General features: G+C 32.0%; 12 protein-coding genes and 1 other annotated feature. Of the genes, 10 read left to right on the plus strand and 2 right to left on the minus strand.

The annotated features are described in order from the left end of the window. The first annotated feature begins 3 nt into the window (after nucleotides 1–3). Nucleotides 4–1,668, plus strand: a complete 1,665-nt coding sequence (locus LGK97_RS16110) for an ATP-binding protein (protein ID WP_226260772.1) — start codon at nucleotides 4–6, stop codon at nucleotides 1,666–1,668. A 63-nt stretch (nucleotides 1,669–1,731) separates the two neighbouring features. Here the strand turns inward: LGK97_RS16110 and LGK97_RS16115 are convergent, their stop codons facing one another. Both LGK97_RS16115 and LGK97_RS16120 read right to left on the minus strand, forming a co-directional pair. After that, nucleotides 1,732–1,917: a hypothetical protein gene (locus tag LGK97_RS16115; protein ID WP_226260773.1), complete on the minus strand. Its 186-nt coding sequence runs from the start codon at nucleotides 1,915–1,917 to the stop codon at nucleotides 1,732–1,734. Nucleotides 1,918–2,025: 108 nt separating this feature from the next. After that, nucleotides 2,026–2,889 carry a putative ABC transporter permease gene (locus LGK97_RS16120; RefSeq protein ID WP_226260774.1) on the minus strand — a complete coding sequence of 288 codons (864 nt, stop codon included), beginning with the start codon at nucleotides 2,887–2,889 and terminating at the stop codon, nucleotides 2,026–2,028. A 179-nt stretch (nucleotides 2,890–3,068) separates the two neighbouring features. Between LGK97_RS16120 and LGK97_RS16125 the strand changes: the two genes are divergently transcribed. The 9 genes from LGK97_RS16125 to LGK97_RS16165 all read left to right on the plus strand — a co-directional run. Next, nucleotides 3,069–3,644: a nucleoside recognition domain-containing protein gene (locus LGK97_RS16125; RefSeq protein WP_226260775.1), complete on the plus strand. Its 576-nt coding sequence runs from the start codon at nucleotides 3,069–3,071 to the stop codon at nucleotides 3,642–3,644. A gap of 58 nt (nucleotides 3,645–3,702) precedes the next feature. Continuing rightward, entirely contained in the window at nucleotides 3,703–4,233 is a 531-nt protein-coding gene (locus LGK97_RS16130) for a spore maturation protein (protein ID WP_226260785.1), read from the plus strand. A gap of 342 nt (nucleotides 4,234–4,575) precedes the next feature. Next, complete coding sequence (locus LGK97_RS16135; RefSeq protein WP_226260776.1) at nucleotides 4,576–5,301, plus strand: ABC transporter ATP-binding protein; 726 nt, start codon at nucleotides 4,576–4,578, stop codon at nucleotides 5,299–5,301. Then, nucleotides 5,294–6,958: a putative ABC transporter permease subunit gene (locus tag LGK97_RS16140; RefSeq protein WP_226260777.1), complete on the plus strand. Its 1,665-nt coding sequence runs from the start codon at nucleotides 5,294–5,296 to the stop codon at nucleotides 6,956–6,958. Before LGK97_RS16135 ends, LGK97_RS16140 begins: the two co-directional genes overlap by 8 nt. A gap of 86 nt (nucleotides 6,959–7,044) precedes the next feature. After that, nucleotides 7,045–7,320, plus strand: a binding site (T-box leader). Nucleotides 7,321–7,400: 80 nt separating this feature from the next. Continuing rightward, the gene (metG, locus tag LGK97_RS16145; RefSeq protein ID WP_226260778.1) at nucleotides 7,401–9,341 is read left to right on the plus strand and encodes a methionine--tRNA ligase; all 1,941 of its coding nucleotides are present in this window, start codon (nucleotides 7,401–7,403) and stop codon (nucleotides 9,339–9,341) included. 154 nt (nucleotides 9,342–9,495) lie between these two features. Continuing rightward, nucleotides 9,496–11,013, plus strand: a complete 1,518-nt coding sequence (locus LGK97_RS16150; protein ID WP_226260779.1) for a DUF445 family protein — start codon at nucleotides 9,496–9,498, stop codon at nucleotides 11,011–11,013. 110 nt (nucleotides 11,014–11,123) lie between these two features. Beyond that, nucleotides 11,124–11,888, plus strand: a complete 765-nt coding sequence (locus LGK97_RS16155; protein ID WP_226260780.1) for a TatD family hydrolase — start codon at nucleotides 11,124–11,126, stop codon at nucleotides 11,886–11,888. Nucleotides 11,889–12,174: 286 nt separating this feature from the next. Beyond that, nucleotides 12,175–13,215 carry a 3D domain-containing protein gene (locus LGK97_RS16160; protein ID WP_226260781.1) on the plus strand — a complete coding sequence of 347 codons (1,041 nt, stop codon included), beginning with the start codon at nucleotides 12,175–12,177 and terminating at the stop codon, nucleotides 13,213–13,215. Between the two features lie 279 nt (nucleotides 13,216–13,494). After that, nucleotides 13,495–14,511 (plus strand): IS110 family transposase (locus LGK97_RS16165; RefSeq protein ID WP_226260782.1); only part of this gene is annotated, 1,017 nt, incomplete at its 3' end.

The following is a 14,511-nucleotide window of genomic DNA, read 5'->3' on the forward strand; positions in this document are numbered from 1 at the left end:
TATGTGGGAAACTTATATAATTGTATTAATGATGTTGAATATCTAAAGTCTAAAATAGCCAATTACGTGGACAATGATAATAATGATGGTATCCTATTCAAAATCGAATTTATTTGTGATAATACTATAAAGAGCATATCTGATTGTATTGTAGGGTATATTCAGGGTAATTGCAGTTTAGAAAATGGAACATTGTATACTGAGATATCGAATAGTATTATTAATAATATACTTAAATATAGAGAAAGATCTAATATTAAGTTTATTGTATATATTTTCAAGTGTTATAGGAAGGCATATGTTGACATCGTTTTAAAGGAAGGTCTTGATGACAAGAGTAAACTAGATATTACTAATTATATAGAGCGGTTTTTTGATAAGTTAGAAATATCGGCTTGTAGTAATGCGTTAAGCATTGAGAAGAAGCAAAATACTGAAGATACCTTAAAGGAAAATGAAGATAGTTATAGAAAACTTTTAGAGGTTATGCCTGATGCTGTATATGTTCATTGTGATGGTAAGGTTGCGTACACAAACAAAGCTGGCGCTAAGTTAATGGGATATTTAAATTCAAAAGATATAGTAGGAAAATCGCAATACGAACTTTTAGAAGTAGATGATTATGATAAAACTTTAATAAAGCAGCAAGATGATATTACAATGAGAAATGGCAAGTTGCCTCCTGTAGAAAGAAAGTTTTTTAGAAAGATTGATGGTAAGTTTTTGGAGGTAGAGACTACATCTACAGTAATATTGCACGAAGGTCAGAAGTCAATTTTAAACATTACAAGAGATATATCTGAGCGTAAAAGAATAGAATTTCTAAAACAAAAGGTTAAACAAAAAACACTTTTACTAAATAAAACTATTGAATATAATAAGCTTAGAACAGAGTTCTTTGCTAACATATCCCACGAACTACGAACACCCTTAAATATGATATTAGGATCAATTCAGCTTGTAAGTATTATGGGTGATAATCAAGGGTTAACAGATCCTGATATTAAAATTAAAAAGTATATGGCCATAATAAAGCAGAATTGTTATAGATTATTGAGACTTGTAGATAATCTTATAGATATTACAAAAATTGATGCAGGTTATCTAGAGATTAGTCTGAAGAATGATGATATTGTGAAAGTTGTAGAGGATATAGTGCAATCTGTTGCAGAATATGTTGAGAGTAAGGGATTAGAACTTGTATTTGATACGGATATTGAAGAAAAATATATGGCTTTTGATGCAGATAAAATTGAAAGAATTATGTTGAATCTAATATCTAATGCTATTAAATTTACAAAACTATCCGGTAAGGTTTATGTTAACATATATGATAAGCTTGACTCTATAACTATAACTGTGAGGGATACAGGAATTGGAGTGCCACTAGAAAAACACAAAGAGATTTTCGAAAGATTTGTACAGGTTGATAAGTCTTTATCTAGGAAGAGAGAGGGTAGCGGAATAGGGTTATCTTTAGTTAAATCATTAGTAGAAATGCATAATGGTAAGGTTTATCTTAATAAGGAAATAACGCAAGGTAGCGAATTTATAATTGATTTGCCAGTAAAGATTTTAGATGAAATGAAGGAAAGTAATGAGAGCTTAAACGTAGGTGAAAACTACATTGAGAGAATCAAGGTAGAGTTCTCTGATATATATTCATAAAAACCATGAAAGGACTAACAGTAGTAGTCCTTTCATGGTTTTTATATAGTTGCATAGGAAAAACTATAATATACCTTCGCTTTTCAATATATCTTCAATTTCGTCAACTTTCTTAGAAAGAATATAAAAACTCTCTTTTAGTATGTCGTTAGAAACTGGAATTCCTTGTATGGTTTTCTCTAAGGCCTCTATGGTATCTAGAGCATCATCAATTCCCTTTTGTGCTAGTTTTAGGTTATCATCTTTCATTTTTTAGTCTCCTCTATCTTAGGTTATTTTTTTAGGTATCTAAATCCTAACACTAGTAATGGCAAATTTCAAGTTAGGACGGAATTTTATTTTTAAAAGTTTATGAAGTTATTTTTTCTTAGCATTATGAACCTTAGTTTTAACATCTTTTAAAATAGAATCTAAACCTTTAAATTTTAAAGAAGGAAAGGCATTTATAAGTCTTAAGTAATTAGGGGATCTTTTAATAATCAATAAGTCATACTTAATCTTTAATTCTTTTACAATATGCTCAACATCAGATTTTTTCTTAGTAACTTTCATTTCAGCGCCTTCTATTAATTGATCTAATTTGACCCTTAATTCAGATATATCACGATAGTTAGCAATGTTAAATTTAAACCCTGAGAGTTTATCAGTTAATTCTAAATGTACATTGTTTATCTGTGTTAATAAGGTTCTCAATTTTAACACAGTTATTACTGTCACTGTAAAATCAATAAAAAGGTACATGAAAATGGCACAAAGAATTATAATACTTGGTCTTGTTGGTATTAAATTTACGGTATAAACAACATAGGGATGAACTATTTTTAAAATAAATATGGAAATAAAACCCCATATTATAGAAAAGGATAAGCAGATTCTTCCGTGAAGATTATAGGGCTTATCACTGTAATCCCACCAAGTACTATTAAATAAGTTTTCTAGGATAAGGCCTGTTACATATTCAATAGTGGAGGTTAATAATACTGAGCCTAAAAAGAGAAAAACATAATTGGATTCAATAGACTTTAGCAAAACGATTATTGACAATGTACCAAAGCCATAAATAGGGCAAAAGGGACCATGGAGGAAACCCCTATTAACGAATTCTCTTTTGTTGATTGTAGCGTATACCGTTTCGATGCACCATCCCATAAAGGAATAGATAATAAAATAATAAAAAAGTGTAACTACACGAGGACTTATTAGATATATATTACTAGCCATATGATAACTCCTTTTTTTAGTATTGAATGTATATTCAACAACAAAAGAATAACACAAAAAATGTTTTTTTTATAGTATTTGGGATGAATAAAATGTTAATACATGCAAGTATACTGAGATTTATACATATACATTAATGAAACACCGATAATTAAGCTGAAAGTCTAGGAGGAAAGTATATGATAAATATCATTTGGTTTTTAATTTTATCATTGGGAATAATAATTGGAATTGTTACTGGAAAAGGAGAAATTTTATCAAAGGCAGTTGTCTTATCAACAACTAGTGCTGTGGAACTTGTAATGGGCTTAGTTGGAATGATGTGTCTTTGGTGTGGGGTAATGAAGATTGCAGAAAAAAGCGGACTAACGGATAAGTTGGCAGCTGTACTTAGACCAATTTTAAAAGTTATCTTTAAAGAAGCTGGGAGAGACAAGAAGGCAATGTCTAGTATTACAATGAATTTAACAGCAAACATGATGGGACTTTCCAATGCAGCAACGCCATTTGGTATAAAAGCAATGGAAGAGATGCAAAAATCTAATATCGAAAAGGATGTAGCTAGTAATGACATGGCATTATTTTTAGTTTTAAATGCTGCCTGTATTCAATTTTTACCTACAACAGTGATATCTATAAGAGCTGCATATAATTCACAAAATCCAGCGATTATTATACTGCCAGCCATAATTGCTACAGGAACTGCTGCAGCACTAGGCACAGTCTATTGCAAAGTTCTAGAACGATACTTCTAATGATGTGATATACAATTATTTATATTTAAATTTATATGGGTAGGTGAAAAAGGTGCTTATAGGTAATTTAGTGTCGTATATTTTAAAGGGTATAATTCCAATAATTATTGGACTAGTAGTAATATATGGAGTTATTAAAAAGGTAAAGGTATATGAGTGTTTTGTTGAAGGGGCAAAGGATGGAATAGGCATTTGCCTTAGGATATTTCCATATCTTTTGGCTATGGTTATAGCGGTTAATGTATTTAGAGCATCTGGAGCTTTAGACTTTTTTATTTCTTTAGTAAAACCAGTTGTAAAATTTATAGGACTTCCACCTGAAGTTGTTCCCTTAGTTTTAATTAAGCCTCTTTCAGGGAGTGGAGCTCTAGGTATATTTACTGATATCATAAAACAATATGGAGCAGACAGTTACATAGGACGAGTATCATCTATAATAATGGGATCAACTGAAACAATCTTTTATACCCTAACAGTATATTTCGGGGCGGTAAATGTGAAAAAAATTAGACACACACTAGTTGCAGCTATATTAGCAGATATTACAGCAATTATAATGGCGGTTAATTTAGCTAAGTTTTTCTTTTAACAACATTTTGGAAGCTTCAAGTCTGCCATCTTCTATAAGTGGCAGTTGTCTAGCCCTGAAAGGTTATTTTGGTGGTAGTCTAAATCTGCTTTCAAAGTTGTTAATATTGCAGCATCGCAGATGATGATTTGACGAAGTTTCAGGAGGAAAGTCTCCTGTTTCCATAATAGGACTAGTACAGTGCAATAGTTATAACATATATTGTAAGAAAACAAAAGGTATGATAATATAATTATGTATATATGCTAGTTTCTTAAAGAAATTACAAATATGTAGGTTGAAATAAGGATCATAACAATTATTTATTGTTATGTATCGCAAAAGAATACGGGGGTGTAGATTGTGATTGAAATTACTAATGTAAATAAGAGTTATAATGGTAAGAATAAGGCGGTAGATAACATAAGCCTAACTATAAGAGATGGTGAAATATTTGGATTCTTGGGACCAAATGGAGCGGGCAAAACCACTACTATAAAAATGGTTACTGGGATACTAAGCCCTGATAGTGGAAAGGTTACAATTAGTGGGATTGACATAGAAGAGAATGCACTTGCAGCTAAAAAGCAATTTGGCTTTGTACCAGATAATCCGGATATGTTTTTGAGACTTAAGGGTATTGAATACTTGAATTTTATGGCAGATATTTATGACGTTCCAAGTAAACTTAGAAAAGAAAGGATTGAAGTATTAGCAAATAGATTTGAAATGAGTAATGCGCTAACTGATCAAATTCAAAGCTATTCTCATGGTATGAGGCAAAAAATAATTATTATGGGCGCACTTGTTCATGAACCAGAAGTTTGGATTTTAGATGAACCAATGACAGGCCTTGACCCTAAATCTTCATATGTTTTGAAAGAAATGATGAGGGAGCATGCCAATAGTTCTAAAAGTGTATTTTTCTCAACTCATGTTCTAGAAGTAGCTGAAAAACTATGCGATAGAGTTGCTGTAATAAACAAGGGTAAGATATTGTTTTGTGGAACCTTAACTGAGTTAAGAGAGCATTTTAAAGACAGTGGGTCCCTTGAAAAAATCTTCTTGGAGATGACCGACAATGAGTAAATTCATAGCGTTAACTAAGGTGCTACTAAAAGCAGGCACAGGATCTTTTAGTAGGAAGAAGAATAAAAAACAGATAAAAGGGATATTATTAGGGCTCCTTTTAGTACTAGCATTTACACCTATAGCAATAGAATTTGGTAAATTCTTATCTGTAGCCTATGACGGATTACATTTCGTGGGGCAAGAAGCAGTTATATTAGCATTTGGATTATCTATTGTAAGTGTTACTATTTTCTTCTTTGGAATATTCTATGCTATGGGCATATTTTACTTCTCAATGGATGTAGAGAATCTATTACCACTGCCATTCAAGCCTTGGCATATCATGGGTGCTAAGTTTGCTGTAGTATTAATTTATGAATATCTCACTGAGCTTATATTTTTTCTACCAACGTTAATGGCCTATGGAATAAAAAGTAGTGCAGGAATATTGTATTATGCTTACGGAGTTATAATCTTTTTATTACTACCTATAGTTCCACTAGTAATTGCATCTATAATTAATATGATTATAATGAGATTTACTAATATTGCGAAAAATAAGGATAGGTTTAGATTAATAGGTGGGATTATGGCTATGTTTTCTGGTATAGGAATAAATATATATATTCAGAAGTTTACGCAAAATATAGATCAGTCACAAATTACTAAAATGTTTGCAGAGGGAAACAACTCTTTAGTTACCTTGGTAACAAATATATTTCCTAGTACAAGGATAGCTGTAAGTAGCTTAATTAATTCAGCAAATATGAAGGGATTCATTAATTTAATCTTATTTGTTGTGATAACAGTAGCTGCCTTAATTATATTTATAGTATTAGGCGAAGCATTATATTTTAAAGGCGTTATGGGGGTATCTGAAACAACATCAAAGAGAAAAGTTCTTAGTAGTAACCAGCTAACAAGGAGCACAATACAAAGTTCTTCCTTAAGGGGATATTTATTAAAAGAATTAAGGATTTTGTTTAGGACACCAATTTATTTTATGAATTGTGTACTCATAAATTTTTTGTGGCCTATATTTATACTAATACCATTTTTTTCACAAAAAGGTGGTCCGGGACAAATTGGAGAAATATCTAAGTTTTTAAGTGATGGTAAAGCTGCAGGAATAGCAATAGGAATTTTCTTTTCCTTCGTAGTTTTTGCATCTTCTAGTAACTTAATTTCAAGCACCTCAATATCAAGGGAAGGTAAGAACTTATTTATACTAAAATACATACCAATGAAATATAAGAAGCAACTTATGGCAAAGGTGTTGTCGGCAGTAACACTTGGAATGGTTGGTATGGCTATGATAAGTATAATTGGAGTTGCAGTACTTAAGATTCCATTAGATTTAATTCTATTGATGATTATAGTTGGTGTTATAGGGATATTATTCACATCCTTTATAGGAATATTTATTGACTTAAATTCTCCAAAACTTCTTTGGGATACAGAGCAAAAGGCGGTTAAGCAGAATCTTAATGGTATGATTAGTATGTTTACTTGCATAGTCATAGCTGGTATTACAGTATTTATGATATTCAAATTCAAACTTAATAAGTGGTCTGCATTTGCATTCATAGTAGCGGTATATTCTACTTTAGATGGTGTACTATATTATCTTCTTGGTACAAAAGGAGCAAAGATGCTTAGAAAGATAGAATCCTAAAAAATAAGCATAATATAAGTATAATCTTAGGGTTTTAGGATAAAAATATTGACATAGTGATTTATTTGCAATACAATTATTATAAAATAAATGCAATGATGAGAAGAGTAATAAGTGTAAATGTTAAAAGAGAGCTGAGGTAGCTGAAAATCAGTAACAGATAAGCTTATGAACATGGTCTTTGAGCAGATTGTCTAAGTAAAGAATTTTAAAGTTTGTTTTTTAAATTAGACTTTAAGGATCAATTATTAGGATAATACGGGAGCAACCGTTATATTGACAGGTGATGATTGTCACCTATGGAGGTTTTTATAGTAATATAAAAATAAATTAGAGTGGTAACGCGTTAATACGTCTCTAAGCAGGATATTATTCTGTTTAGAGGCTTTTTTTATTATATTAAGAAATTATGAAATTTAAATATGAGAGGTAGGAGAAAACTATGACTAAAAAAACTTATTATATTACTACACCCATTTATTACCCATCAGCGAACCTACACATTGGAAATACCTATACAACAGTAGCAGCAGATGCAATTGCTAGATTTAAGAGGCTTACAGGTTATGATGTAATGTTCTTAACAGGAACAGATGAGCATGGTCAAAAGCTTCAAGGAATAGCAGAGGAAAAAGGAGTTACTCCAAAGGAGTATGTAGATGAGATAGTAGCAGGCATTCAAGATCTTTGGAAGCTCATGGATATAAGCTATGACAAGTTTATAAGAACTACAGACGATTACCATAAAAAAGCTGTTCAAAAGCTATTTAAGCAGTTATATGATCAAGGTGACATTTACAAAGGCGCATATGAAGGGTGGTACTGTACTCCTTGTGAATCTTTCTGGACGGGAACTCAGGCAGTAGATGGGAAATGCCCTGACTGTGGAAGACCTGTAGAGAAGGCAAAGGAAGAAGCGTATTTCTTCAAGATGTCAAAATATGCTGATAGGCTTATAGAATACATTGAAACCCATCCGGAGTTTATTCAACCAGAGTCAAGAAAAAATGAAATGTTAAATAACTTTTTAAGACCAGGTCTTCAAGATTTATGTGTTTCAAGAACAACCTTTAACTGGGGAATACCAGTAGAATTTGACCCTGGCCACGTTATATATGTATGGGTAGATGCATTATCGAACTATATAACAGCTCTTGGATATAATGGAGAAGATACATCCCTCTACGAAAAATACTGGCCAGCAGATGTTCATTTAATAGGTAAAGATATATTAAGATTCCATACAATATATTGGCCAATTATGTTAATGGCCTTAGATCTACCTCTTCCGAAACAAGTATTTGGTCATGGCTGGCTTCTTGTTGATGGAGGAGTAAGAATGGCTAAATCTAGGGGTAATGTAGTAGATCCTGTTGTGTTAGTTAATCATTTTGGAGTAGATGCAGTAAGATACTTCCTCCTTCATGAAATACCATTTGGTTCTGATGGAATATTTACTAGTGAAATATTTATAAAGAAAACAAATTCGGATTTGGCTAATGATTTAGGAAATTTATTATCAAGAACAGTAACGATGATAGAAAAGTATTTTGATGGAATTATTCCAGCACCTAAAGATGTAGCAGATGTGGATAATGAACTTATAGAACTTGCACTTGCAGTGCCAGTCAAGGTAGAAAAATCACTAGAAAACTTAAAACTTCCGGAGGCATTAGATCATATTTGGGCACTTATAAGAAGAACTAACAAATATATAGATGAAACTACGCCTTGGATACTTGGAAAAGATGAAAGCCAAAAGGGAAGACTAGGCACAGTACTATACAACTTAGTGGAATCCTTGAGAATGACATCAGTTTTAATATCAGCATTTTTACCAACCACAAGCGGAAAAATAAATGAACAGCTAAATGTATCCGCTGGTACATGGGAAAGCTTAGCTTCCTTTGATGGAACTATTGCAGGGACAAAGATTAATAAAGGTGAAGTAATGTTCCCAAGAATAGATGTAGAAGCTAAAATAGAAGAACTTGATAAACTTGTTGAAGAGCAAAGAAAGGCATCACAAAAGCCTACAATGGAGCCATTAAAAGAAGAAATCACCATAGAAGATTTTGAAAAGATAGATATGAGGGTAGTTAAGGTGTTAGAATGTGAGCCAATGAAAAAATCTAAAAAACTTCTCAAATTAAAAGTAGATTTAGGAGGAGAAATAAGACAGGTGGTTTCAGGAATAGCTATGCATTATAAACCAGAAGAGTTAGTTGGGAAATATGTAGTGCTTGTAGCCAACTTAAAGCCCGTAACTTTAAGAGGGGAACTATCCCAAGGGATGATAATTGCAGCAGCTACAGAGGATGATAGCAAGCTGTTTGCAGTGTCAATACCGGGAGAATTACCTACTGGGTCTGTGGTTAGATAAATACAATTTTAAAAGCATGAGATACTAGTAAAATAGTTCTCATGCTTTTCTCTTGCTTAAAACACTTAAAATTATGCAGCTATTGAAATTTAATAAGGATAGATTTATAATTAATTGTTATAACTACAATGTAGAATCATAAGGAGGAAATGTTATGAAATTTATTATAGGTTCCTTAGTTGGAGCTGTTATCGGGTATATAACCAATTGGCTTGCCATAAAGATGTTATTTAAACCACATAAAGAAGTTAGAATTGGTAAGTTTAAAGTTCCGTTTACTCCAGGACTTATACCAAAGGAGAAGACTAGAATTGCAAAAAGTGTAGGGGAAACTATAGGGACGCACCTTTTGACAAAGGAAACAATCATAAAGTCTTTGTGTAGTGAGGATATGAATCAACAATTGGATTCTTGGGTGCAAAGTAAAGTGGTCGCTATAAATATTAGTGAAGCCACAGTGGGAAAAGAGATAAAGAACTTATTAGGGGATGAATATCCTAGCTTTATTCAAAAAACTAATGATAACCTTTCTAAGTTGCTTATAGAGTATATAAATGAAGAAGATGTTAAGCAAAGCATTGCTAAATATGCAAGTGCGCAGATAATAGGCGAACTAAATGCTAAGCCAGAAGTGATTTATCAAAGTGAATTATATAAATCAATAAAAAATAAGATTATAAATGGTGTCATTACATATAAGGATTCAGAAAGCTTCTGCCAAGAAATTCAAAGTATTTTAAAAGAAAAGATAGATCAGTTAAGGGGTTCAGATAAGAAGTTTGGAGAAATCATACCTAAAGAAATAACGAATGATTTAAAAGTATATATTCATGATAAAAGACATAATATTGCCATGGAAATAAAGCGCACCATGAAAGAAGAAAAAAACAAACAAAAGCTTAGACAAATTGTAAAGGAAACAATAAGTACTAAATTAAGTCCTATGATAGCAATGTTTATGAATGCAGAAAGTACTTATGAAAAGGTTGCAACTGGTATAGATGAATTCTTAGATGAAGAGAAGAATCATGAGGATATTGCTTTAATTATTAATGATATGATAGACAAACTATTGAATAACTCAATAGCTAGTGTTATTTCTGAATTTCCTAAAGAAGGAGATACAGATGGAATAAGGGCCTTAATTAATTTATTAACAGAAAAAGTTATAGATGAAAAGCTTATTAGAAGCATATTTAATAAGATTGAGGGTATGTTTGATAATTATATATCCATTGATGATATGTTAGAGAAAGTTGGTATAGATTATAAGAGTGCAATGGAAAAACTTATAAAGAGCAAGATAGATACAATGGCAGTAAGCAGTGATATCAAAATAAAAGTTACAGAAATAGTGAATGCGATGATTAATAGAGGCTTACAAACAGAGATGAAATCAATATTTAATGAAGAGGGAGATAAAGTATCTAAGTCTATTTCTAATGTAGTTAAAGATATATATAATAAATTTATAGAAAATAAGGCCGCTGACGTAATTGAAGTGTTAGGCGTAGCTAAAATAGTTGAGGATAAAATTAATGAATTTGATGTAGCCTTTACAGAGGATATCATATTAGGGATTGCTAGTAAGGAATTAAAGGCTATAACTTGGCTAGGTGCATTGCTTGGTGCGATTATGGGGATATTATCTCCAATACTAGGTTCGCTTTAGGCAAATAAAAATAAATAGACTAGCATATTGATTTTAATTCATTTTACGTAGAAGGGTGGTGGAAACTGCAATTAAGCTTTTAAGATTAAGAGTTTAAGGCAGGATTTATTATGATATTTGATTCACATGCACATTATGATGATGAGGCTTTTAATGAAGATAGGGAAGAAGTAATAAAAGGGTTAAAGGATAAAGGTGTGATAGGAGTCCTAAACTGTGGTGCATCCATTGAGGGAGCGCGTATGTCAGTGGAATTATCAAATAAGTACGATTTTATATATTCAGCAGTAGGAATACACCCAGAGCATGCTGATATGGTTAATGATAAGGTTATTGAGGAGTTAAGGAATTTAGCAAGAAATCCAAAGGTCAGGGCCATAGGGGAAATAGGTCTAGACTATTATTATGAAGAGAACCCTTCTAGAGAAATTCAAAAGGAAGTTTTTAGGCTTCAAATGAATTTAGCAAAGGAACTTAAAATGCCAGTGGTTATCCACGATAGAGATGCTCATAAAGATACATTAGATATCCTAAAGGAATTTCCAGAGGTTATAGGAGTTGTTCACTGCTTCTCGGGAAGCATTGAATTTGCTAAGGAGTGTTTAAAACTTGGCTATTATATAGGGTTTACTGGCGTTATAACTTTTAAAAATGCAAAAAAAATAATAGAGGTCGCGCAGATTGTTCCAATGGACAGAATATTAGTGGAAACAGATTGTCCCTACATGGCACCTACGCCACATAGAGGGAAAAGAAATCAATCGGATTACATTAAGTACATAATAGAAAAGATATCAGAAGTTAAAGGCAGCACAATAGCTGAAGTTGAAAGTTCAACTGTTTTTAACATAAAGCAATTGTTAAAAGTTAAATAATAAAGCAGAATAGCTACCAAGTGCCTTATGGATATATTTTGAAAAATTATTCTGGTAATTAAAATTAAATAATAAACATATAATTTAAATGGTAATTATCAATTTTGCCATTTGCCCTTGAAAGACTGGGTTTGATAGATCATTTTGAAATTATAATTTGATATTATAATTGTATGCAGAGCCATGCATTATCAGTCAAAACTAAGAGTAATGGGTTCAAAATTTGACATATTAATTGTTTTAAGGTACAATACCCAAGTACTCTTGTCTAAGGGAGGAAATCTTTATGATGAAAAATATGAAAAATAATTTGAAGAACTATTTTTCAAATGCGCCCAGGACAGCTTTTGTAGTAGTGCTAATACTAGTATGCATTACAATGACTATATTTAACACTAAGAAAGCTATATCTGTTGTTGTTGATGGTAAATCTATTGAGATTACAACTTTTCGAAGTAATATTACTCAAATACTAAAAACAAATAATATAGCATTAGGGGCAAAAGACCAAATAACAGTTAGTTTGGACAGTAAAGTAAAACACGGAGACAAAATATATATCAAAAAAGCTGTAGATGTTAAGGTAATGGTTGATGGGAAAGAATTAAATATTAAGAGTGCTGAAAATACAGTAGAAGATATGCTAAGAGCGGAAAGTATTGTATTAAATAATGAAGACAAGATTACCCCATTAAAGTATCAATCGCTAAAATCAGGGTTACAAGTACAAATAACAAGAGTAAACACTGAGATTCTTCGAGAAGTTAAAGCGATTGACTATACAACCGAATTTAAGAACAGTTCGCAGCTAGATAAAGGTGTGAAAAAGGTCATTCAAAAGGGACAGGTGGGTCAGAAAGTTATTACCTCATCTGTTGTATATGAAAATGGCAAGGAAGTGTCTAGAAGTTTAGTTAGTGAAAGTCTTAAGTCAAACCCAGTTAAAGAAGTAATTGCCTTGGGTACTATTGGTGTGTACTCGCCATCCCGTGGAGGCGAGGTTCGTTATACAAAGAAACTTAGGGTTCGGGCAACAGCATATACTGCTGATTATAATTGTACTGGTAAAGGTCCCGATGATCCTTACTTAGGTATAACGTCTACTGGAGCAAGAGCAAAGAGAAATTCTGATGGCTATAGTACTATAGCTGTAGATCCTAGGATTATTCCACTAGGTAGTAAGCTTTGGGTAGATGGATATGGATATGCAATTGCAGAGGATGTAGGTGGGGCAATTAAGGGTGATAAGATAGATTTATATTTCCATTCCAGCGATGAAATGTGGAATTGGGGAGCAAGAAACGTAGATATTTATATTTTGAAATAGGAGCTAAAGCTCCTTTTTTTGTTTTGAAGTTCACTATTAATAAATAAAATGGTATTATATAAGCAGTAATAAAAGGAAATACTAAGGGATAGATTTGTTTTTTATAATTATAGAACAATTGAAATGCCTTAGTTTAGTATAGTATGGAGATTACAATTAGGAGCATTCCTGTTATGAATTAAAATGAACTTTGAAAAAAAGAGCACCTACTGATAAAATACAGGGTATAACAGTTGCAACTTTTATCCCTAATTTATAATTATCAGTGGAGGTACTCAAATGAATTATACACAGAATGAAAAGATTATGTCAATAACAGAAAATACCTTAGTGATAGGAATTGATATCGCAAAGCAATTTCAGTATGCAAGAGCGTTTGATTACAGAGGTATAGAACTTAGTAAGGTTAAATCGTTTGAAAATACAGCGGATGGCTTTAAAACATTTCATGAGTGGTTAAAATTAGTAGCTAAAGAAAATAAAAAAGATAACATAATTGTTGGGTTAGAGCCTACAGGTCATTACTGGTTTACATTGGGGAATTTTTTAAAGGAACTCGGGATTAAACTTGTTCTAGTTAACCCATTTCATGTTAAAAGAAGCAAAGAATTAGACGATAACTCTCAGACAAAAAATGATCTTAAAGATCCAAAAACAATTGCAAAGCTTGTTATTGATGGCCGATATTCTCAGCCCTACATTCCGGAAGGGATATATAGCGAGTTAAGAATAGCAATGGGTATGAGAGAAAGTCTTACTAAAAATTTAAATATAATTAAAAATAAAGTAGATCATTGGTTAGACAAATACTTTCCCGAATTTAACGATGTTTTTGCTGACTGGGAAGGGAAAGCTGCCTTAATTTCATTAACTGAGTTCTCTACACCAGAAGAAGTTTTATCAACAGGTGTTCAAGAGATAACTAGGATTTGGAAAAAAGGAGTAAAACGTGCCGTAGGCAATCAAAGGGCTGTGAGGCTTATAAATGCAGCAAAAGTTTCTATTGGAATTAAAGAAGGCCTTAGAATGGCTAAAAATGAGCTCAAGGCTAATTTAGAACAGTACAGACTATATCTAAAACAAAATGAACAATTAGAGATAGAAATAGAGGAATTAGCTTTTCAAGTGCCTGGGGTTAAAGAGATGGTATCTATAAAAGGCGTAGGAATAATGACTGCTGCAGGATTCATTGCTGAAGTTGGTGATATAAAAAGATTTACACATCCAAGCCAAATTCAAAAGCTTGCAGGTTTAAATCTAGTTGAAAGTAGTTCGGGTAAACATAAAGGCAAGACG

Source organism: Clostridium sp. CS001 (genome assembly GCF_020443565.1).
Classification (GTDB): Bacteria; Bacillota; Clostridia; order Clostridiales; family Clostridiaceae; genus Clostridium_AD.

Excerpts from the sequence above, each read along its gene's own strand:
- LGK97_RS16160 (WP_226260781.1), top strand. The coding sequence starts at position 12,175 with ATGATGAAAAATATGAAAAATAATTTGAAGAACTATTTTTCAAATGCG.
- LGK97_RS16115 (WP_226260773.1), bottom strand. The coding sequence starts at position 1,917 with ATGAAAGATGATAACCTAAAACTAGCACAAAAGGGAATTGATGATGCT.
- LGK97_RS16125 (WP_226260775.1), top strand. The coding sequence starts at position 3,069 with ATGATAAATATCATTTGGTTTTTAATTTTATCATTGGGAATAATAATT.
- LGK97_RS16120 (WP_226260774.1), bottom strand. The coding sequence starts at position 2,889 with ATGGCTAGTAATATATATCTAATAAGTCCTCGTGTAGTTACACTTTTT.
- LGK97_RS16150 (WP_226260779.1), top strand. The coding sequence starts at position 9,496 with ATGAAATTTATTATAGGTTCCTTAGTTGGAGCTGTTATCGGGTATATA.
- LGK97_RS16140 (WP_226260777.1), top strand. The coding sequence starts at position 5,294 with ATGAGTAAATTCATAGCGTTAACTAAGGTGCTACTAAAAGCAGGCACA.
- LGK97_RS16155 (WP_226260780.1), top strand. The coding sequence starts at position 11,124 with ATGATATTTGATTCACATGCACATTATGATGATGAGGCTTTTAATGAA.
- metG (WP_226260778.1), top strand. The coding sequence starts at position 7,401 with ATGACTAAAAAAACTTATTATATTACTACACCCATTTATTACCCATCA.